Source organism: Pseudomonas sp. FW300-N2A2 (assembly GCF_017351735.1).
GTDB lineage: Bacteria > Pseudomonadota > Gammaproteobacteria > Pseudomonadales > Pseudomonadaceae > Aquipseudomonas > Aquipseudomonas migulae.
This window is the reverse complement of sequence record NZ_JACNDU010000003.1, coordinates 63,465-83,063: the sequence shown is the minus strand read 5'-3', so window position 1 is coordinate 83,063 and position 19,599 is coordinate 63,465. Positions and strand designations below refer to the sequence as shown.

At 59.7% G+C, this 19,599-nt stretch carries 17 protein-coding genes; 7 read left to right on the top strand and 10 right to left on the bottom strand.

Annotated elements, in window-relative coordinates:
- Positions 1-238 precede the first annotated feature (238 nt).
- From J4E42_RS06005 to J4E42_RS05995, 3 genes are all read left to right on the top strand, one after another.
- Positions 239-1,525: a GGDEF domain-containing protein gene (locus J4E42_RS06005; RefSeq protein ID WP_008035909.1), complete on the top strand. Its 1,287-nt coding sequence runs from the start codon at positions 239-241 to the stop codon at positions 1,523-1,525.
- 90 nt (positions 1,526-1,615) lie between these two features.
- Positions 1,616-3,412 (top strand): acyl-CoA dehydrogenase C-terminal domain-containing protein, encoded by a 1,797-nt coding sequence (locus J4E42_RS06000; RefSeq protein WP_207284823.1) that lies wholly within the window; start codon positions 1,616-1,618, stop codon positions 3,410-3,412.
- Between the two features lie 266 nt (positions 3,413-3,678).
- Positions 3,679-5,457, top strand: a complete 1,779-nt coding sequence (locus J4E42_RS05995; RefSeq protein ID WP_207284822.1) for an acyl-CoA dehydrogenase C-terminal domain-containing protein — start codon at positions 3,679-3,681, stop codon at positions 5,455-5,457.
- A gap of 227 nt (positions 5,458-5,684) precedes the next feature.
- Here the strand turns inward: J4E42_RS05995 and J4E42_RS05990 are convergent, their stop codons facing one another.
- Positions 5,685-6,605, bottom strand: coding sequence for a LysR family transcriptional regulator (locus J4E42_RS05990; protein WP_008024202.1), 921 nt, complete (start codon positions 6,603-6,605; stop codon positions 5,685-5,687).
- 169 nt (positions 6,606-6,774) lie between these two features.
- Here J4E42_RS05990 and J4E42_RS05985 point away from each other — a divergent pair, with 169 nt between their 5' ends.
- The 4 genes from J4E42_RS05985 (at position 6,775) to J4E42_RS05970 (ending at position 9,212) form a co-directional block, all read left to right on the top strand.
- A complete protein-coding gene (locus J4E42_RS05985) occupies positions 6,775-8,058 on the top strand; it encodes an aspartate aminotransferase family protein (protein ID WP_207284821.1) in 1,284 nt (427 codons plus the stop codon).
- A 241-nt stretch (positions 8,059-8,299) separates the two neighbouring features.
- On the top strand, positions 8,300-8,656 hold the full coding sequence (locus tag J4E42_RS05980; protein WP_192227621.1) for a type II toxin-antitoxin system RelE/ParE family toxin: 357 nt from the start codon (positions 8,300-8,302) through the stop codon (positions 8,654-8,656).
- A complete protein-coding gene (locus tag J4E42_RS05975; protein ID WP_207284820.1) occupies positions 8,649-8,969 on the top strand; it encodes a DNA-binding transcriptional regulator in 321 nt (106 codons plus the stop codon). Before J4E42_RS05980 ends, J4E42_RS05975 begins: the two co-directional genes overlap by 8 nt.
- 84 nt (positions 8,970-9,053) lie before the next feature.
- Entirely contained in the window at positions 9,054-9,212 is a 159-nt protein-coding gene (locus J4E42_RS05970; protein WP_207284819.1) for a YqaE/Pmp3 family membrane protein, read from the top strand.
- 112 nt (positions 9,213-9,324) lie between these two features.
- On the opposite strand, the gene J4E42_RS05965 is transcribed toward J4E42_RS05970, so the two are convergent.
- From J4E42_RS05965 to J4E42_RS05925, 9 genes are all read right to left on the bottom strand, one after another.
- Positions 9,325-11,151, bottom strand: coding sequence for a S9 family peptidase (locus tag J4E42_RS05965; RefSeq protein WP_207284818.1), 1,827 nt, complete (start codon positions 11,149-11,151; stop codon positions 9,325-9,327).
- On the bottom strand, positions 11,117-12,292 hold the full coding sequence (gene pqqE, locus J4E42_RS05960; RefSeq protein ID WP_008024195.1) for a pyrroloquinoline quinone biosynthesis protein PqqE: 1,176 nt from the start codon (positions 12,290-12,292) through the stop codon (positions 11,117-11,119). The genes J4E42_RS05965 and pqqE overlap by 35 nt, the downstream gene beginning before the upstream one ends.
- Positions 12,264-12,539 carry a pyrroloquinoline quinone biosynthesis peptide chaperone PqqD gene (pqqD, locus tag J4E42_RS05955; protein WP_008024193.1) on the bottom strand — a complete coding sequence of 92 codons (276 nt, stop codon included), beginning with the start codon at positions 12,537-12,539 and terminating at the stop codon, positions 12,264-12,266. The genes pqqE and pqqD overlap by 29 nt, the downstream gene beginning before the upstream one ends.
- Entirely contained in the window at positions 12,536-13,288 is a 753-nt protein-coding gene (pqqC, locus tag J4E42_RS05950) for a pyrroloquinoline-quinone synthase PqqC (RefSeq protein WP_207284817.1), read from the bottom strand. Before pqqC ends, pqqD begins: the two co-directional genes overlap by 4 nt.
- 128 nt (positions 13,289-13,416) lie before the next feature.
- A complete protein-coding gene (pqqB, locus tag J4E42_RS05945; protein ID WP_207284816.1) occupies positions 13,417-14,328 on the bottom strand; it encodes a pyrroloquinoline quinone biosynthesis protein PqqB in 912 nt (303 codons plus the stop codon).
- Between the two features lie 72 nt (positions 14,329-14,400).
- On the bottom strand, positions 14,401-14,475 hold the full coding sequence (pqqA, locus tag J4E42_RS05940; protein WP_009045898.1) for a pyrroloquinoline quinone precursor peptide PqqA: 75 nt from the start codon (positions 14,473-14,475) through the stop codon (positions 14,401-14,403).
- A gap of 155 nt (positions 14,476-14,630) precedes the next feature.
- Positions 14,631-17,057, bottom strand: coding sequence for a pyrroloquinoline quinone biosynthesis protein PqqF (gene pqqF / locus J4E42_RS05935; RefSeq protein WP_207284815.1), 2,427 nt, complete (start codon positions 17,055-17,057; stop codon positions 14,631-14,633).
- Between the two features lie 48 nt (positions 17,058-17,105).
- Positions 17,106-17,900 carry a carbon-nitrogen hydrolase family protein gene (locus tag J4E42_RS05930; protein WP_207284814.1) on the bottom strand — a complete coding sequence of 265 codons (795 nt, stop codon included), beginning with the start codon at positions 17,898-17,900 and terminating at the stop codon, positions 17,106-17,108.
- Between the two features lie 12 nt (positions 17,901-17,912).
- On the bottom strand, positions 17,913-19,595 hold the full coding sequence (locus tag J4E42_RS05925) for an NAD(P)/FAD-dependent oxidoreductase (protein ID WP_207284813.1): 1,683 nt from the start codon (positions 19,593-19,595) through the stop codon (positions 17,913-17,915).
- Positions 19,596-19,599 lie beyond the last annotated feature (4 nt).

Genomic DNA, 19,599 nt, shown 5'->3' with positions numbered 1-19,599 from the left:
TGGGAGTGGCGGTTTTTTTTCAACTCGACTTTGGTGAAAAAAACCACGGTCGGGGGCAGTTCTCCCGTCTTTTGTAACGACCTTTGATGGGGGAGCGGTGAATTGCTGGTTGGCCGGATAGTAGTCAGTAATGCGGCGTCAAAAAAACCTTAGCAAATCACTCAGAAAATCAGGGTCACTGCCGTTAAAGTAGTGGGCACAATGCCATCTATAGACATGACGGGTCGGAGCTTTACCCTTGCCGCGTTCTTCCGCTGTACGTTTCAGTCATTTCCTACCCTCACTTCTGCTTTTGCTTGCGGGGCTGGCGGCTGCGTACGTCAAGGACCTGAACGTCTTCTTCACTTCGCTGTTCAACGTGCTGCCTACGTTGGTGCTGTTGCTCGGCGGCGCTTATTGCGCGGTTTACCGACGTCAGCGTGAACTGTTTCTGATGGTCACGGTGTACATCGCCTACTACCTGCTCGACACCCAGACCGACTATTACCGCGACAACGGCAGAGTGCGTGAAGACGCCGCCGTGGTCTTTCACCTGTGCTGTCTGTTGCTGCCGCTGATGTTTGGCATATTCGCCGCGTGGCAGGAACGCACCCATCTGTTCCAGGACATGATTGCGCGTTTCGCAGTGTTGCTGGCCGTCGGCAGCGTGGCGTTGGGCCTGGAGCAAAGTTACCCACAGGCGCTGTTGATGTGGCTGTCGGAAATCCGCTGGCCAGCCCTGCATGGCGCGTGGATGAGCCTGATTCAGCTGTCCTACCCCGTGTTTATCGCCTCGTTCCTGCTGCTGAGCTGGCAATACTGGCGCAACCCCAGACCTTTGCACGCCGCCCAGTTGGTGGGTTTGCTCGGGTTGTTCTGGGCGTTGCCGAAGACGTTCATCCTGCCGTTCACCCTGAACATCATGTGCAGCCAGGTGATGTTGATGATTGCTGCGGCGGTTGCCCATGAAGCCTATCAAATGGCCTTCCGCGATGAGCTCACCGGTTTGCCTGGCCGCCGCGCGTTGAACGAACGCATGCAGCGCCTGGGGCGCAATTACGTGCTGGCCATGAGCGACGTCGACCACTTCAAGAAATTCAACGACACCCACGGCCACGACGTCGGCGATCAGGTGCTGCGGCTGGTAGCCAGCAAACTGTCGAAAATCGGCGGCGGCGGTAGGGCGTATCGCTACGGTGGTGAGGAATTTGCGCTGGTGTTCGCGGGCAAGACGCTTGAAGAGTGCATGCCGCACCTGGAAGTCATCCGCGAATCCATCGCCACCTACAACATTCAACTGCGTAACCAGGACAACCGTCCTCAGGATGACCAGCAAGGTCGTCAGCGTCGTGCCGGATCAGGGGCTTCGAGTGTGTCGGTCACCGTCAGCATCGGCGTCGCCGAACGCGTGGAACAGCGCAACCCGGAAAAAGTGCTCAAGTCCGCCGATGAGGCGCTCTACGCCGCGAAAGGCGCCGGGCGAAACTGCGTGGTGGCTTACGGTCAGAACCGTCGTGGTGCGGTGCGCGAGGCGGCTGCGGGTTGAGTGATGATGGCGCATTCAGCGTCTGGACTGTGATTGTGAGGCGTGGTTGGCGGCAGTAGGTTTGATCAATCTGCTGCCGGAGAAATGACCATGCCCGAGTACAAAGCTCCCCTGCGCGACATGCGCTTTCTGATCGACCACGTCTTCGACTTTCACAGCAACTACGCCGCACTGGGCGCCACGGATGCCAGCCCGGATATGGTCAATGCGATCCTCGAAGAAGGCGCGAAGTTCTGCGAGAACGTGCTCGCACCGCTCAATCGCAGCGGCGACGAAGAGGGCTGCCATTTCGACAATGGCGTGGTGACAACGCCTACAGGCTTCAAGCAAGCCTTCGCACAATACGTGGAAGGTGGCTGGCATGGTCTGGCGGCCGATCCCGCTTATGGCGGCCAGGGCTTGCCGAGTTCCCTGGGGCTGGTCATCAGCGAGATGGTCGGGTCCAGCAACACTTCCTGGGGCATGTACCCGGGCCTGACGCACGGCGCGATGTCGGCGATTCACGCCCATGGCACCGAAGAACAGAAAAACACCTACCTGAGCAAACTCACCGCGGGACAATGGACCGGCACCATGTGCCTGACCGAAGCCCATTGCGGCACAGACCTGGGCATCATCAAGACCCGCGCCGTGCCGGCAGCGGATGGCAGTTACGCGATCTCCGGCAGCAAGATTTTCATCTCTGCCGGCGAACACGACATGAGCGACAACATCATTCACCTGGTGCTGGCGAAACTGCCGGATGCACCTGCGGGCACCAAGGGCATTTCGCTGTTCATCGTGCCTAAATTCCTACCCGATGCCGAAGGTGAGGCGGGTGCGCGCAACGGCGTTTCCTGCGGCTCGATCGAACACAAAATGGGTATCAAGGCCTCGGCCACCTGCGTGCTGAACTTCGACGAGGCCAAAGGCTTTTTGATCGGTGAGCCGAACAAGGGCCTGAACTGCATGTTCACCATGATGAACCATGCGCGTCTCGGCACCGGGATGCAGGGTTTGTGTCTGGGGGAAGCGAGTTTTCAGGGCGCGATCAAGTACGCCAATGATCGTTTGCAGATGCGCTCGCTGACCGGCCCGAAAGCACCGGATAAAGTCGCCGACCCGATCATCGTTCATCCAGATGTGCGTCGAATGTTGCTGACCATGAAGGCCTTCAACGAAGGCAATCGCGCGCTGACCTACTTCACCGCGCAACTTCTGGATGCCGCGCACCTGAGCCCGGATGAAACCGCGCGGCAGGACGCCGAAGACCTGTTGGCGTTCCTGACGCCGATCTGCAAGGCCTTCATGACCGACACCGGGCTGGAAGTGACCAACCACGGCATGCAGGTGTTCGGCGGCCACGGCTTCATTCGTGAGTGGGGCATGGAGCAGTTGGTTCGCGATTGCCGGATCGCACCGATCTACGAAGGCACCAACGGCATTCAGGCGCTGGATTTGCTCGGGCGCAAAGTGCTCGGCAGCCAGGGCAAACTGCTACGCGGTTTTACCAAAATCGTTCACAAGTTCTGCGCGGCGAACGCCGATCATCCGCAACTCGCCAGCTACGTGGCGCAACTCAACGGGTTGAACCAGCAGTGGGGCGAACTGACTACCCAGGTCGGCATGGCCGCGATGAAGAATCCGGACGAAGTGGGCGCCGCGTCGGTGGATTACCTGATGTACAGCGGTTACATCATCCTCGGTTACTTGTGGCTGCGCATGGCGCTGGTGGCTCAGGCGCAACTGGTTGCGGGCAGCGGCGATGCCGATTTCTGCCGGGGCAAACTGGCGACCAACGAGTTTTACTTCAAGCGATTGCTGCCACGCACCGCCGCTCATCGCGCGGCTATCGAAGCGGGTAGCGATTGCTTGATGCAACTGCCAGCGGAGTTGTTCTCGGTGTAACGGTTGCGTTTGAAAAGCTTCGCGGGCAAGTCGGATCGCCGCATCGCTCGCTCCTACAGGTCATGCACCAAATCGAAATGGCGCAAACCCTGTAGGAGCGAGGCTTGCCCGCGAAGGCGTTCTCGCAGACACAAAAATGCAATGACCAAAAATTACAAAACGGTCACAGCCTGACCCTATGTGTCGCAAAAGTTGTTGGGTTACACTCGGACCCAACGAAAACACTCTTCCTACGAATCACCTGTAAAGATCCTGCGAGGTTTGCCATGGCTGACTACAAAGCGCCCCTGCGCGATATGCGCTTCGTCCTCAATGAAGTATTCGAGGTCGCCAAGCTCTGGGCCGAGTTGCCTGCACTGGCCGATACCGTCGACGCAGAAACCGTTGAAGCCATTCTTGAAGAGGCCGGCAAGGTCACCAGCAAAAGTATCGCGCCCCTGAGCCGTGCGGCTGACGAAGAAGGTTGCCATTGGGCGGACGGCGCTGTCACCACGCCGGCAGGTTTCCCACAGGCTTATCAGACTTACGCTGAAGGCGGTTGGGTCGGCGTCGGTGGCGATCCGACCTACGGCGGCATGGGCATGCCCAAGGCGGTTTCGGCCCAGGTCGAAGAAATGGTCAACTCCGCGAGCCTGTCGTTCGGCTTGTACCCGATGCTGACCGCCGGTGCTTGCCTGTCGATCAACGCCCACGCCAGCGACGAGCTGAAAGCCGCCTACCTGCCGAACATGTACGCCGGCGTCTGGGCCGGTTCCATGTGCCTGACCGAGCCTCACGCCGGTACAGACCTGGGCATCATCCGCACCAAGGCTGAGCCTCAGGCGGACGGTTCCTACAACGTCAGCGGCACCAAGATTTTCATCACCGGCGGCGAACACGACCTGACCGAGAACATCATTCACCTGGTACTCGCCAAACTGCCGGATGCACCGGCGGGGCCGAAAGGCATTTCGCTGTTCCTGGTACCGAAGTTCATGGTCAATGCCGATGGCAGCCTCGGTGCACGTAACCCGGCGACCTGCGGTTCGATCGAACACAAGATGGGCATTCAGGCCTCCGCGACTTGCGTGATGAACTTCGACGAAGCCGTGGGTTACCTGGTCGGCGAGCCGAACAAAGGCCTGGCGGCGATGTTCACCATGATGAACTACGAGCGTCTGGGCGTCGGTATCCAGGGCCTGGCCTCTGGCGAACGTTCTTACCAGAACGCCGTTGAATACGCCCGCGACCGCCTGCAAAGCCGTTCGCCGACCGGCGCGCAGAACAAGGACAAAGTGGCCGACCCGATCATCGTCCACCCGGACGTGCGTCGCATGCTGCTGACCATGAAAGCCTCGAACGAAGGCGGCCGTGCTTTCTCGACTTACGTGGCCATGCAACTGGACACCGCCAAGTTCAGTGAAGACGCGACCACCCGCAAACGCGCGGAAGACCTGGTGGCGCTGCTGACCCCGGTAGCCAAGGCATTCCTGACTGACCTCGGTCTGGAAACCACCGTTCACGGCCAGCAGGTTTTCGGCGGCCACGGTTACATCCGTGAGTGGGGCCAGGAACAACTGGTTCGCGATGTGCGCATCACTCAGATCTACGAAGGCACCAACGGCATCCAGGCGCTGGACCTTGTAGGACGCAAGATCGTTGGCAGCGGCGGGGCGTTCTACAACCTGTTCGCCGACGAGATTCGTCACTTCACCGCGACAGCCAGCACTGAGCTGGACGAGTTCACCAAGCCGCTGAACGATGCTGTGACCACCCTCGACGAACTGACGGCGTGGTTGCTGGATCGGGCGAAAAACAACCCGAATGAAATCGGTGCGGCTTCGGTCGAATACCTGCAAACTTTCGGTTACGTGGCTTACGCCTACATGTGGGCACTGATGGCCAAGGCCGCCTTCGGCAAAGAAGCGCAGGACGATTTCTACGCGAGCAAATTGGGCACGGCGCGGTTCTATTTCGCACGCCTGCTGCCGCGTATTCACTCGTTGAGTGCGTCGGTGAAGGCCGGTAGCGAGTCGCTGTTCCTGCTGGACGCGGCGCAGTTCTGACAATGTAACGTCATGTAAGCATTCTCTTACATGACGTGCTGCTTTTCTCCCATAGGTGCAAATTGGATCCACGGCTAATCTACTTCACATGGACGTCGCGCAGGAAGCGCAAAGCAACAACACGGACACGTAGGATTCTGCCAGGACGGCGGAGTGAAATGGATGTCAGGGAAACAGTCTGCAAAGCCCCGCTTCGGCGGGGTTTTCTTTTGCCCGCAGAAAAGTAGTCAGCTCATCCCGTCCAGGGTTGTCGGGACTTCATTCGGGCCATTCATCACTTCTTCAAGCAAGGTCCGCAACAACGCCAATGACGCTTGTTGCCGTTGCACATCGCGACACACCAACCCGACTTTCAATGGCACCCGTGGCTCGGTCAGCGGCTTCCAGAGCAGTTCGTCATTGCCCAGCATCTTCTGCGAGCGGCCGGGCAGGACGGTCGCCAACCGTGTGTGCGGCAGGCTGTCGAGAATCCCCGCCATGTTGTTCAGTTCTGCCTGCACTTGCGGGCGTCGTCCCAGGCTGGCCAGTTGCGTCTGCCAGATCTGTCGCACTTGAAACTCTTCACCCAGCAGCAACATCGGCAACTCGGCGGCCTGACTCATGGAAACTTTCTTGAATTCGCGCAGCGGATGATCCGCCGGGATGACCAGTGTCAGTTCATCTTCGTACAGCATCACGCCGTGTAGCCCCGGCTGACGGGGCGGCAGGTAACTGATGCCGATGTCCAGCGAACCGTTGAGCAGCCGTCGTTCGATTTCCAGTCCCGTCAGTTCATAGATCTGCACCACCAGGTGCGGCTGCGCCTTGCGCACGCGTTCGAGCATCTGCGGCACCAGGCTGGTGTGGACGGTTTGCAGCACGCCAATGGCCAGGGTGCGCAGCGCTTGTCCCTTGAAGTTGCCCAATGCTTCACGCGCCCGTTGCAGGCCATCGAGCAAGGGCAGGGCGTGGTTGTACAACGTGTGCGCGGCCAGGGTCGGCAGCAAGCGTTTACTGCTGCGCTCGAACAGGCTCACATCGAGGTGTTGTTCAAGCTGGCGAATCTGTTGGGAGAGTGCCGGTTGGGAGATTGAAAGCCGCTCGGCGGCCCGGCCCACATGGCCCTCTTCGTAGACCGCGACGAAATAACGCAGTTGTTTAAAATCCATAAGTTTTACTTATCGAAAATGCTGGGAAATCGAAATGGCTCAAGGTCCTGCCTGAGCCTAGTCTAACCGCATTCACAGGGCTTACAGGGCCATAGAACGCGATGACTACCGTTTACGCCGAAGGTGTTTACATAGGTAAGGCAAAACACTTCAAACGAGGTGTTTTCGGATGAATTTGTTCAATTTACGACGCAACGCTCCCAGCCTTGATGACCTGAGCGCGGACACTTTCCTGTCGTACAGAAGTGACAATCTTTCCAGTGAGTGCTTGATGCCCAGTGTCGAGCGGCCGAAACAGATTTTTGTGCGCGGTCAGGGCTCCTGGTTGTGGGACAGCGAAGACCGCGCCTATCTGGATTTTTCCCAGGGCGGCGGGGCCAATAGCCTCGGACATAGCCCTTCGGTACTGGTCAACGCAATCACGGCGCAAGCTCAATCGCTGATCAACCCCGGTTTCGGCCTGCACAACCGCGGCATGCTCAACCTCGCCGAGCGGCTCTGCATCAGCACTGGCAGTGACCAGGCGTACCTGCTCAACAGTGGCAGTGAAGCCTGTGAAGCGGCGATCAAACTGGCGCGCAAGTGGGGCCAGCAACATCGTGGCGGTGCGTCGCGGATCATCGTGGCCAACAACGGTTGCCATGGCCGTAGTCTCGGGACGATCCCGGCGTCGGACAGTTCCAGGCTGACCAACCGCTTCGAGCCGCAACTTCCAGGCTTCAGCCACGTACCGTTCAATGATCTGGCCGCCCTGCACGCCGCCGTTGATGCCCGGACCGTGGCAATCATGCTTGAGCCGATCCAGAACGAAGCCGGGGTCATTCCCGCTACCGAGGATTACCTCAAGGGTGTCGAACGCCTGTGCCGTGAGCTTGGCATCCTGTTGATCTTCGACGAAGTGCAAACCGGTCTTGGTCGACTCGGCACCTTACTCGCGGAACAGTCCTACGGTGTGCGAGCCGATATCGTCGTCCTCGGCAAAGGCCTGGGCGGAGGTGTGCCCTTGGCGGCGCTGCTGGCGCGAGGCAAAGCCTGCTGCTTTGACGTCGGCGAGCTGACGGGCACTCACCATGGCAACGCGCTGATGACCGCTGCTGGCCTGGCTGTGCTCGATAGTGTGCAGGACAAGGGCTTTCTCGAGCATGTCAGGGAAACCGGCCAGCACTTGGGCGAAGGCCTGGCACGTCTGGCTCATCGCTATGGACACGGCGAACTGCGTGGTCAGGGATTGCTCTGGGGTCTGACCCTGTCCGACGATTCGGCTGACGCCGTAGTCAAAGCAGCGCAGTACGAAGGCTTGCTGCTCGACGCCCCGCAAGCCGATTGCCTGCGATTCACCCCAGCGCTCACGGTCAGCAAATCCAACATCGACGAAATGCTCCTGCGCCTGGCCCGCGCCTTTTCCCGCGTGCGCACCGCACAACTGCAATGCCGCAAAGGGATTGCCGTCTGATCAGAACCGCCCTACACGAATTCCCGAACCGTCTCGCGGTATAACGCATCGCCCCACGTTTGATTCTTTTGACGTGGGGCGTTTTTTTGTCTCTGCGTTTTGCCAAGCGCACTTCGTCGCTTGAACGGGAGCTAAATCGGTGGCTTTTTAGAAAAGCCGGCAGGGAGTGCCGGTGCCAGTGAAGGATTCCTGGTTTTGATTTCTATACCACTCAGTGGTATGTTTTTTGGAAGGGATGCCAATGTCACCAAGGTTGTTCAAGACAAAGCGTTTTGCGATGCAGGCGGGTAAGGCCTGGATTGGTGATGATGAGCTTCGGGAGGCATTCACCGAAATGCTCAAGGGCCAGGTGGAAAGTCTCGGCGGCGGGGTTTGGAAGAAGCGTTTGAATGCCAATCGCCACCGCTCGATTGTTGTGGCGAAGGGCGGTCGTTACTGGATCTATCAGTTGCTGTTTGCCAAGAAGGATCGGAGCAATATCAGTTTTGCGGAACTGACCGAACTGCGTGGTTTAGCCAAGGTTTATGGCGTTATGACCGACATGCAAGTCCAGCACTTGCTGGATACCGAGGAGTTTGTGGAGATACACCATGAGTAAGAAATACAAAAGCGACGTGTTTGAGTCGATTCACGAATCCGCCAGTGCCTTGTACGCCATCGGCGCAATCAGCAAGGCAACCATGCGCGAGTTCGATGAATCCTGTCTCGCGACGGTGCCGGACGCGATTCCTGCGGAGCAGATCAAAGCACTGCGCGAACGCAACAACGTCAGCCAGCCGGTATTTGCGCGTTATCTGAACACCAGCGCGTCGACGGTCAAACAGTGGGAAGCAGGGGATAAACACCCCAGTGGCATGGCGCTGAAGTTGTTGAGCATTGTGCAGAAACACGGTCTGGAGATACTGGCCTGAGGAACAGCACTGAACCCTGACGAACGGTGTTGGTCGATTAGCAGTAAGGCTCACATGAGCCCACTTCAATTCAGGAGCTGCCCCATGGACTTCATTCGCATCCTCATCGCCATTCTATTGCCGCCACTGGGCGTGTTTCTGCAAGTCGGTTTCGCTGGCGCGTTCTGGCTGAATATTCTGCTGACGTTGTGCGGTTATATTCCAGGGATCGTACATGCGGTGTACATCATCGCCAAGCGCTAAGGTTCGCATCGCAAGATAGATCGCATTCGCTGGCAAGCCAGCTCCCACAGAGTTTGTGCACGCTGAAGATCCTGTAGGAGCGTGGCTTGCCCGCGAAGGGCGCGACACGGTTTCAGCTTTCGAGCGCCATCACCCGTCGATAAAACAACCACTCCTGCTCTAGCGCATGGGCCTGATTGCCGGCCTTGCGGAAGCCGTGACGTTCGTCCGCGTAATAATGCGCCTGTACCAGAATGCCGTTTTGCTGCAGCGCCTCGGCCATGTCGCGGGTCTGTTGCGGCACGACCACAGCGTCCAGTTCGCCCTGAAAGAAAATCACCGGCACGCTGATGTTGCTCGCATGCAGCAGGGGTGTGCGTGCGGCGTAGCGCTCGGCGTCCAGCTCGGGATCGCCAATCAGCCAATCCAGGTAATCGCCTTCGAACTTGTGGGTTGCGCGGCCCAGGGCAACGGGATCGCTGACGCCGTAAAGGCTGGCACCAGCGCGAAAGACCTTCTTGAACGCCAACGCACACAGCGTGGTGTAGCCGCCGGCACTGCCACCGCGAATAAACGCCTGGTCGCCATCGATCAATCCGCGCTCTGCGAGATGGGCGACTACTGCGCAGGCATCTTCCACATCCACTTCACCCCAACTCAAATGCAGCGCCTGGCGATAGGCCCGGCCGTAGCCGCTGCTGCCACGGTAGTTGAGGTCGGCCACGGCGAAGCCGCGTTGTGCCCAGTACTGGATGCGCGGATCAAGCATCGGGTAGCACGCCGATGTCGGGCCGCCGTGGATGAATACCACCAGCGGCGGTTTCGCTTCGCCGGTCATCGCAGGGTAGAAGAAACCATGAGCCTCGCCCGAACCGCTCGGGTAGCGCAGAGTTTGTGCGATGCTGATCTGATCGGCGGGCAGCGGCGCGATTCCACCGGCCAATACCCTGACGGCTCGGGTCTTGCGGTCGATGGCGATCACGGCTGATGAACTGACCGGCGAAGCGGCGATGCAGTAGATGAATTGTTCATCCAGTGCGAGATGTCGGAATCGGCTGTAGTCCCCGGTGAAATCTTCTGTAGCGTCACCGCCAATGCCCAGTCGGCCGAATCCGCCTTCGGTCCAACTGGCCAGATAGCTGTTTTCACCCAAGGGCAGCCAAGTGCAGCCACCCAACTGCCAGGGCGCTGGTCCATGATCCGCCGCAGTGCTGGGCAACGGGCGCAACGCATCGGAAGACTCCGCCCACGGCTGCCAGTAACCGCCGCGATCCGTCAGACACAACAGCCGGCCACGGTCATCGAATCGCGGTTGTTGCAACGACTCCTGAATATCTTCACCCGCCAGGCAACGCGCTTGAGCATAACGGCCATCGCTCTGGCGCTCGGCAACCATCAGGCGGGTCGCGGTCCATGGCTGGTCCGGACGGCTCCATTCGATCCAGGCCAACCGTCGAGCATCGGGGCTCAGTGTCGGCGCGGCATAAAAGTCAGCACCCTCGGCCAACAGATGCCGCGTGCTGTCCGCCAGATCGATGGCCACCAGTCGATGCCGGTCCCGATGTTCTTCAACGGCCAACACTTGCCCGTTGGCAAATTGCAGATCGCCGTAGCGGCATTGACCGGACGTCAGCGCTTCGGGCGTTTCGCCTTTGAGCGATTGGCGATACAGCTGCTGATCCGCCTCGTTGACGAAAACCAACCCGTCATCTGTCAGACAGAACGCTCCGCCGCCATATTCGTACACCCGACTGCGCACGCTGAAACCCATTGGCGTCAGGCAATGGGCCTGGCCATCACGCCAATGCCAGATTCGACAAGCGGCGTCCTCGGGACGGTACTCGTTCCAGAACAAGCCATGCTGGCCAACCTGCAGTTCGGCAAAGTCGACACCGGCAGCGACCGCTTTGGCGGCGCTGAAGGGTTCAGCTTTTTGCGATGAGTCGTGAGTTTCGTTCATTGCGAAAGGCCAGTTGTTCGATGGTCTGGGTCGCGTGCTCGGCTTCTTCGCGGGCCTTGAGAATCACGCCGTGATGTTCCGACTTGCTGCACACCGGGTCGGCGTTGCTGGCGTCACCGGTGAGCATGAAGGCCTGGCAGCGGCAGCCACCGAAGTCCTTTTCTTTCTCGTCGCACGAGCGGCATGGCTCGGGCATCCAGTCGTAACCGCGAAAGCGGTTGAAGCCAAACGAGTCGTACCAGATGTGCTGCATGCTGTGGTCGCGCACGTTAGGAAACTGCACCGGCATCTGTCGGGCGCCGTGACACGGCAGCGCGGTTCCGTCCGGGGTTACTGTCAGAAAAATACTGCCCCAACCGTTCATGCAGGCTTTCGGGCGTTCTTCGTAATAGTCCGGCGTGACGAAAATCAGCTTGCACGGATGCCCTTCGGCTTCCAGTTTGGCGCGGTATTCATTGGTGATGCGTTCGGCCCGGACCAGTTGTTCCTTGGTCGGCAGCAGACCGACCCGATTGAGCTGCGCCCAGCCGTAGAACTGGCACGTGGCGAGTTCGACGAAGTCCGCCTCAAGGGCGATGCACAGCTCGATGATCCGGTCGATCTTGTCGATGTTGTGCCGATGGGTGACGAAGTTCAGCACCATCGGATAACCGTGTGCTTTCACTGCGCGAGCCATTTCCAGCTTCTGCGCGAAGGCCTTTTTCGAGCCGGCCAGCAGGTTATTCACCTGCTCGTCGCTGGCCTGGAAGCTGATCTGGATATGGTCCAGGCCGGCCTTCTTGAAGTCGCTGATTTTCTGCTCGGTGAGGCCGATGCCAGAGGTGATCAGGTTGGTGTAGAAACCCAACTTGCGCGCCTCGGCAATCAGTTCGGCGAGGTCCTGGCGCACCAGCGGTTCGCCGCCGGAAAAGCCCAGCTGCGCCGCGCCCATTTCCCGTGCTTCCCGGAACACCTTGATCCACTGTTCGGTGCTCAGCTCTTTGCCTTGCTCGGCGAAATCCAGTGGATTGGAGCAGTATGGGCATTGCAGCGGGCAGCGGTAGGTCAGCTCGGCCAGCAGCCACAGCGGCAGGCCGATTTCCGGTTTGGGCGGTAACTTGTCCGACACGGAATCAGGCAAGTTCGATCCAGTGCTGAGCACGGGCGACCTCCATGAATTGCTCGATGTCATCACCGAGCTCCGGCACGCCAGGGAACTGCGCGTCGAGTTCGGCGATGATCGCCGCGACGTCACGTTCGCCGTCGATCAAACCGCCGATCAGCGCGGCGCTTTCATTCAGTTTGATCATGCCTTCCGGGTATAGCAGCACATGGCCTTTCTGCGCCGGTTCGTACTGGAACCGGTAGCCTGGACGCCAGGTCGGGGTCTTGCTGCGATCAAAACTCATAAGCTGATTCCTTTGTGCCAGACCCGTTGCTCGGTCACGCTGTGATACGGCGGGCGTTTCAGTTCGTAGGCCATGCTCATGGCATCGAGCATGCTCCAAAGAATGTCCAGTTTGAACTGGAGAATTTCCAGCATGCGCTCCTGGCCTTCCCGCGTCGTGTAGTGCTGCAGGGTGATCGCCAGACCGTGTTCGACGTCGCGGCGCGCCTGGCCCAGGCGGGTGCGGAAATATTCGTAACCGGCCGGGTCGATCCATGGGTAATGCTGCGGCCAGCTGTCGAGGCGCGACTGGTGGATCTGCGGCGCGAACAGCTCGGTCAATGAGCTGCTGGCGGCTTCCTGCCAACTGGCCCGGCGGGCGAAGTTGACGTAGGCGTCCACGGCGAAACGCACGCCGGGCAACACCAGTTCCTGCGAGCGCAGTTGGTCCGGGTCGAGGCCGACGGCCTGTCCCAGACGCAGCCACGCTTCGATGCCGCCGTCTTCACCGGGGGCGCCGTCATGGTCGAGCAGGCGTTGAATCCACTTGCGACGGATTTCCCGGTCCGGGCAGTTGGCCAGAATCGCGGCGTCCTTCAGGGGGATGTTCACCTGATAGTAGAAGCGGTTGGCGACCCAGCCCTGGATCTGCTCGCGGGTCGCCCGGCCTTCGTACATCGCCACGTGATAGGGGTGATGGATATGGTAATAGGCGCCCTTGGCGCGCAGGGCGGCTTCGAATTCGGCGGGGGACAGTGGGGTGTCAGTCATTTTGGTTCTCCGGGTACGACCGGTGGATTCTTTGGTGCCTGATCGGACGCCTTCGCGGGCAAGCCTCGCTCCTACAGGTTATGCGCAGGCCTTGTAGGAGCGAGGCTTGCCCGCGAAGAGGCCATCCGCTACAACACAATACTCATGCCGTCATACGCCACTTCAACGTCCCGCCGAACCAGCTCGGCGCGCTCCGGCGAATCCTCATCAAGGATCGGATTGGTGTTGTTGATGTGGATAAGCACCTTGCGCTGCTTGGGCAACTGTTCCAGCACTTCCAGCATACCGCCGGGGCCGTTCTGCGCCAGATGGCCCATTTCCCGACCGGTGCGGGTGCCGACACCACGGCGCTGCATTTCGTCGTCGTCCCACATCGTGCCGTCCACCAGCAGGCAGTCGCTGCCGGCCATGATCTCCAGCAGCGGCGCGTCAACCTTGCCCAGGCCCGGCGCGTAGAACAGCTTGCCGCCGGTGTTCAGGTCTTCAATGATCAACCCGATGTTGTCGCCCGGATGCGGGTCGAAACGGTGCGGCGAATACGGTGGCGCGGCACTGCGTAGTGGCAGTGGAGTGAAACGCAGACTCGGGCAGGTCGGGATGGTGAAGCTGCAGTCGAGTTCGATGCGGTTCCAGTTCAGCCCGCCGTTCCAGTGGGTCAGCATGGTAAACAGCGGGAAACCGGTGCTCAGGTCTTCATGGACCATGTCGGTGCACCAGACGTTGTGCGGGCAACCCTCGCGCAGGCTGAGCAGGCCGGTGGTGTGGTCGATCTGGCTGTCCATCAGGATGATCGCGCTGATACCGGTATCGCGCAGGGCGCGGCCCGGTTGCATCGGGGCAAAATTCTGGAGCTGGGCGCGGATGTCCGGCGAGGCGTTGCACAGCACCCAGTTCACGCCGTCATCGGAAATCGCGATGGACGACTGGGTCCGCGCCTTGGCGTTCAGGCTCCCGTCGCGAAAACCTGCGCAGTTCACGCAGTTGCAGTTCCACTGGGGGAAACCGCCGCCGGCGGCGGAACCTAGAATCTGGACAAACATGGGTGCTCCATCATTTCAACGCTGAAAATAAAAACGCCTCGGCAAACCGAGGCGCTGAACGGCAGGACAAGCTTAGCGGCTTGCGAAGTACATGGTGACTTCAAAGCCGATACGCAGGTCGGTGTAAGCAGGTTTGGACCAGGACATGGGAGCGCTCCTTCAGGTGATGGGACGGTTGAGATCTATACATATAGTCCACCTCCAGCCGGAGATGTTCAGATAGTTAGGTGGCTATGTTACTCAAAATTACAGAGCGATTGGCCTGCAATCTCGGAAAAAGCTAATTGCACCAGCGGTAATGATCATTTTGTCACTTGCCAAGGCGCCTCCGGTTGCGAACTGCTGGCCAGACCGCGCCAGCCGCCCTCGGCGTTGATCAGGCGTTGTGCGGCGGCGCGCAGGGCAGAACGATCGATGTCCAGAATGGCTTGGGGAAGCTGCGCCAGATAATCCGACGAGTGGCCGGCCAGCTTGCCCTGCCAGAGCAGTTCGGCGGCCTGGGCGACGGGCAACGCAGCGATCTGGAATTGATCGGCCAAGGCCTGACGCTGGGCAACGAAGGTCGCCTCGTCGATGCCGTCGATCATTGCGGGCACGTCGTTCAGAAAGTCTTCAATGTGTTGCAGCAAGTTCAGAGGGGCGACGCTCGGTGATTGCACGCCGAACAAAACGCCCGTCTGCCCATGGACCTGACGCAGCGCACTGAACACCGCATAACCCAGTTGCAACTCAACGCGCAGACGCTGGTAGAACGGTGTCTGACAAATGTGCGCGAGCAAGCGCCACGCAGCTTCGTCAGAGATTTCCTGCGTGGCTGTCGGACAGAACAGCAACAGCGCGTGTTCGCTGGAACCGGTGTCGAGGGCGGTCCACAGACGCTGCCCGTTGATCGAGGACGGCGACGACGAATGAGTGTCCGCAATGCCGGGCACGCGACTCAGGGCGAACCCCATTGCTGCTTGAGTCTGTGCCGACAACCCGATTGCCAGGCCTTCCCAGCGCGCCGTCGACCACAGCTGCTGCCAGTCATCAGCGACTGAGCTTTGCTCAAGGCAATGATCAGGCAGCGCTTTCAGCAGTTGTTTAATCGGTATCAACGCGGCGCTTTTTGGTTCTTCCTGTGAGAAACCGCCGTCAGGGTTTGTCAGCTCTTTCAGCGCATGTTCGAGGACGGTCGGCATCGACTCTTGCAGCCCCGTCATTTTCAGCAACCATACATTTCCAGAGGCGCTGAAAGAGAAGTCGACGCCTGCCTGTCGGGCATCCTCGCGCAGCGGCTGCAGGCGATTTTCCAGACCCTGCTGATGGCGGGGTTGAGGTCTGGACTCTAATCGCCAGCGCAGATAAATCGCGCCTTCAGCGGTGTTGTCCGGCAGGGCTTGGCTGAATTGCATCGGCGAGTTTTCGCGACGGCTGCGCGAGCGGTCCTGGGCAAATGTCCGCAGGCCACGGTGTTTGCTGGTCTGGCCGCGAATCAGGCCGGCATTTGAGGGTGGCGCCTCGGCGCGCAAGAACGGATTCGGTGTCGGCAGTTGCCATTCACCGCTGAAGTTATCCACAGCGCCGATTTTCTTCAGGATGTCCTTGAGCGCTACAACGCCTTGCTCGGATAACCCGGTTTCAAGCTGTTCGCTGTCGAGTCGGGCCAGCTGCATAGCACTGCTGACTTGTTGCTGGCGCTGAAGCACGGCAGCGTACTCCTCACGCAGAAGGGTCCAATCTTGTTGAGCAGCAAAAAAGCCCAGCCAATCCAGGAGCTTCTCGCTCAGGATGCTCGCCGATGCGGTCGTTGTGAATTCAACGTGCAGCACGGCTTGTCCGGCAAATTGATACAGCGGCTTGGCATTCAGATGCTCAGCCAAACCACATTCGCGCAATACAGTCAGCAGCCCGCCGGGTTTCGCGGCGTTCAACCAATGGCACAGAAACGCCAATGCTTCGGTCGACGCATTGTGTAGTGATTCGAAGGTAAACAGCAGATCCTGCCGACGCTCGCCAGCCTGTTGATAACTTGCGACTGAAGACTCCATCAGCGGCACAGGAGCCTGTTGCGGGAGGTTTTTTCCCTCGGAAATCACCGCGCCGAACTTCAGCGCCATTTGCTTCAGCTCTTCGATACTTTGCGGGCCGGCCAGGCCCAGCGTCATCTGTCCGGTCTGATAAAACCGCTGATGGAAATCCTGCAGCGCTTGCTGAAACTCCGGTTGCTGCACGGGCAGGCTGTCGCGGTTGCCGGCATGAAAGCCGCGCAACGGATGAGTCGGCGAAAGCCCATCGAACAACGCCAGTTGTTGCTGTGTCGTAGGATCCTGCGACCAGGCGACAAACTCCGCGTGCAGCACTTCCCGTTCCCGCAACTGATCGTCCAGATTCATACGCGGATGAGCGAGCATGTCTGACAGACGCTGCAGTCCTCCGTTGAAAACTTGAGGCGGCAATTCGAAAAAGAAGTCGGTGGTGCGCTCGCTGGTCCGTGCATTCACCTGCCCGCCATGGCCTTGTACGTAGGCCATCAGCCCTTGTTCCGCAGGAAAACGCTCGGTACCGAGAAACAGCAGGTGCTCAAGAAAATGCGCCAGGCCTGGCCATGCCAATGGCACGTCATGACTGCCCGCAGCGACCCGCAACGCGGCCGCACAACGCTTCAGATTCGGGGCATGACGCAGCGTCACCCGCAGGCCGTTGGCCAGGGTTTCAGTGTGAGGGCGAGGGGGATTCAGCGCAGGCATGAGCACTTCCAGAACAGGGAAGCGCTAATGCTAGCGGATTACTGGGTGTCAGCGCTTGCTCAGCTCGCCGTAAAGCTCGGGGCGGCGATCGAGGAAGTAACGATTGGCGGCGCGGGAATCGATCATCAACTGGCGATCCAGCTCACCGACAATCAGCGCTTCATCGAGGCCCGCCTGAGCGATGCGGTTGCCATCCGGTGCGGCGATGCTGCTCTGGCCGCAGTAGTGGATGTCGCCTTCGTTGCCGCAGTAATTGGCATACGCCACGTAACACTGGTTTTCGAAGGCGCGGGCGCGGACGGTGACGTCGGCGATGAAGTCGTAAGGAATCATGTTCGCTGTCGGCACCAGAATCAGCTCGGCGCCGGCCAGGGCCAGACGCCGCGCGTTCTCCGGGAACTCCATGTCGTAGCAAATCAGGAAACCGAGCTTCCAGCCGTTGAGCTCCACCAGCGGAAAATCATCCTGGCCGGCGCTGAACATCGAGTGATCGAGGTCGCCGAACAGGTGAGTCTTGCGGTAGTTGCACAGGCGTTCGCCATTGGCGTCGATCAGTTGCACGGCGTTGTAGATCTGCCCGTCCTCGGTGCGCTCGGGATAGCCATACAAAATGGCGATCCCCGCGGTCTTGGCAATGCGCGCGATCTGCTGCGCCGACTCTCCGTTGTGCACCTCCGCCAGGACGCTGACAGCATCGACGCCGATGTTGTAACCGGTCAGGAACATCTCCGGCAGCACCAGCAAATCGGCGCCTTTGGCCTCCAGCGCCAGTTGATGCAGGCGTTGCAAATTGCCGGCGACGTCCAGAGGCAGCGGTGGACATTGGTAAAGGGCTACGCGCATTTCGAACTCCTTTTACTCGGGCAGGGCGATCGGACCGATCTCGTTGAACACATCTCCTGGACCCGGGTTCTCGGCGTGAGTTTCACCGCCGAAGTGTTTCATGATGCCCCACACCGCATTGAGCGAGGTCTGCACCGCGCCTTCGACCCACGCCGGTGTCCACGAAACGTCGTCGCCAGCGATGAAAATCCCGCGTTGTTCGGCCGGCATATCAGCTTGCATGAAGTGCGCATACATGCGCTGGTTGTAACGGTAGTGACCGGGCAATGCGCCTTTGAACGCGCCAAGGAAATGCGGGTCGGCTTCCCACGATACGGTGATCGGATCGCCGATGATTCGCGCGGCGATGTCGACTTTCGGGTAGATCTTTTTCAGCGCGTTCAACGCCAGTTCGACGCGTTTTTCCACCGGGTGTGGAAGCATTTTCAACGCATCGCTCATCCACGAGTACGACAGGCAAATCACGCCCGGCTTGTCGTCGCCGTTGTCGAACAGATAGGTGCCGCGGGTCAGGCGATCGGTGAGGGTCATGCTCATCAAGTCGCGGCCGGTTTCCGGATCCTTGTCCTTCCAGAACGGGCGGTCGACCATCACGAAGGTTTTGGAAGATTGCATGTAGCGGGTGCGGTCGAGGGCCATCCACATCTTTTGCGAGAACAGGGTTTCGTCGCACTCGATCTGGGTGGTCAGCAGCCAGCTCTGGCAGGTGGTCAGCACTGCCGCGTACTCGCGGGTATCGCCGTTGTTATCGGTGACCGCAAAACGACCGTCCGCGGCGTGAGCGATTTTTTTGACCCCGGAGCGTGGCGCGCCTCTGTGCAGCGACTTGAGGCTGGTGCCTTCGGGCCAGTGCACGCAACGTTCCGGCGCATGGCGCCAGATGCCTTGCGGCACTTGTTCGACACCGCCGACGACCAGGTGTTGGTGATCGTCGCAGTTAGTCATCACTACGCGGAAGATTTCCAGCATCGAATTCGGGAAGTCCGAGTCCCAGCCGCCGGTGCCGAAACCGACCTGGCCGAACACTTCGCGGTGATGGAACGACAGCTTGGCGAATGCTTCTGAGGTGGCGACAAAGTCGTAGAAGGTGCGGTCGTCCCACAGCGGAACCAGGGTGTTCCACAACTCTTTGAGGCGTGGCACGTCGCGGTCGCGGATCGCTTGCTGGATATCGGAGAACTGTGAGCCGGCTTCCAGTGCGTCCGCCCACGCGTCAGCCACTTCCTGGAACAGTGCCGGAAGATCCGCCAGTTTCTGTGCGTAATGGGTTTTGCCTTCCAGGTCGATGACGGTGCTGCCAGAGGCAGGGGTCAGCGGATTGGGAAAGGGTTTGGTCTGGAGGCCGAGCTTGTCGACGTAGTGGTAAAACGCGGTGGACGACACCGGGAAGCGCATGCCGCCCAGTTCGGCGACGATGCCATCGGTCCCGTTGAACGCCTGCGAGCGCAGACGGCCGCCCAATTTCGAGGCTTCATAGACGACGGGCTTGAGGCCCAGTTTCATCAGTTCGTAGGCCGCGACCAAACCGGCGATACCGGCGCCGACAATCGCTACTTCGGCGCCGTGGTTGTGCGCAGGAATGCTGCCGAGGCCGGCCGGGTGTTCGATCCAGTCGTCGAAGGCGAAAGGAAAGTCCGGGCCAAAAATGGTGACTGGTTTTTTACCGTCTGCAGGATGGCGATTGTTCTTGTTCATGGCT

Coding starts and splice junctions, on each gene's coding strand:
- J4E42_RS05970 (WP_207284819.1), top strand. CDS start 9,054: ATGGACTTCATTCGCATCCTCATCGCCATTCTATTGCCGCCACTGGGC.
- J4E42_RS05985 (WP_207284821.1), top strand. CDS start 6,775: ATGAATTTGTTCAATTTACGACGCAACGCTCCCAGCCTTGATGACCTG.
- J4E42_RS05930 (WP_207284814.1), bottom strand. CDS start 17,900: ATGCGCGTAGCCCTTTACCAATGTCCACCGCTGCCTCTGGACGTCGCC.
- pqqC (WP_207284817.1), bottom strand. CDS start 13,288: ATGACTGACACCCCACTGTCCCCCGCCGAATTCGAAGCCGCCCTGCGC.
- pqqB (WP_207284816.1), bottom strand. CDS start 14,328: ATGTTTGTCCAGATTCTAGGTTCCGCCGCCGGCGGCGGTTTCCCCCAG.
- J4E42_RS05965 (WP_207284818.1), bottom strand. CDS start 11,151: ATGAACGAAACTCACGACTCATCGCAAAAAGCTGAACCCTTCAGCGCC.
- J4E42_RS05980 (WP_192227621.1), top strand. CDS start 8,300: ATGTCACCAAGGTTGTTCAAGACAAAGCGTTTTGCGATGCAGGCGGGT.
- J4E42_RS05990 (WP_008024202.1), bottom strand. CDS start 6,605: ATGGATTTTAAACAACTGCGTTATTTCGTCGCGGTCTACGAAGAGGGC.
- pqqF (WP_207284815.1), bottom strand. CDS start 17,057: ATGCCTGCGCTGAATCCCCCTCGCCCTCACACTGAAACCCTGGCCAAC.
- J4E42_RS05975 (WP_207284820.1), top strand. CDS start 8,649: ATGAGTAAGAAATACAAAAGCGACGTGTTTGAGTCGATTCACGAATCC.
- pqqD (WP_008024193.1), bottom strand. CDS start 12,539: ATGAGTTTTGATCGCAGCAAGACCCCGACCTGGCGTCCAGGCTACCGG.
- J4E42_RS05925 (WP_207284813.1), bottom strand. CDS start 19,595: ATGAACAAGAACAATCGCCATCCTGCAGACGGTAAAAAACCAGTCACC.
- J4E42_RS06000 (WP_207284823.1), top strand. CDS start 1,616: ATGCCCGAGTACAAAGCTCCCCTGCGCGACATGCGCTTTCTGATCGAC.
- J4E42_RS05995 (WP_207284822.1), top strand. CDS start 3,679: ATGGCTGACTACAAAGCGCCCCTGCGCGATATGCGCTTCGTCCTCAAT.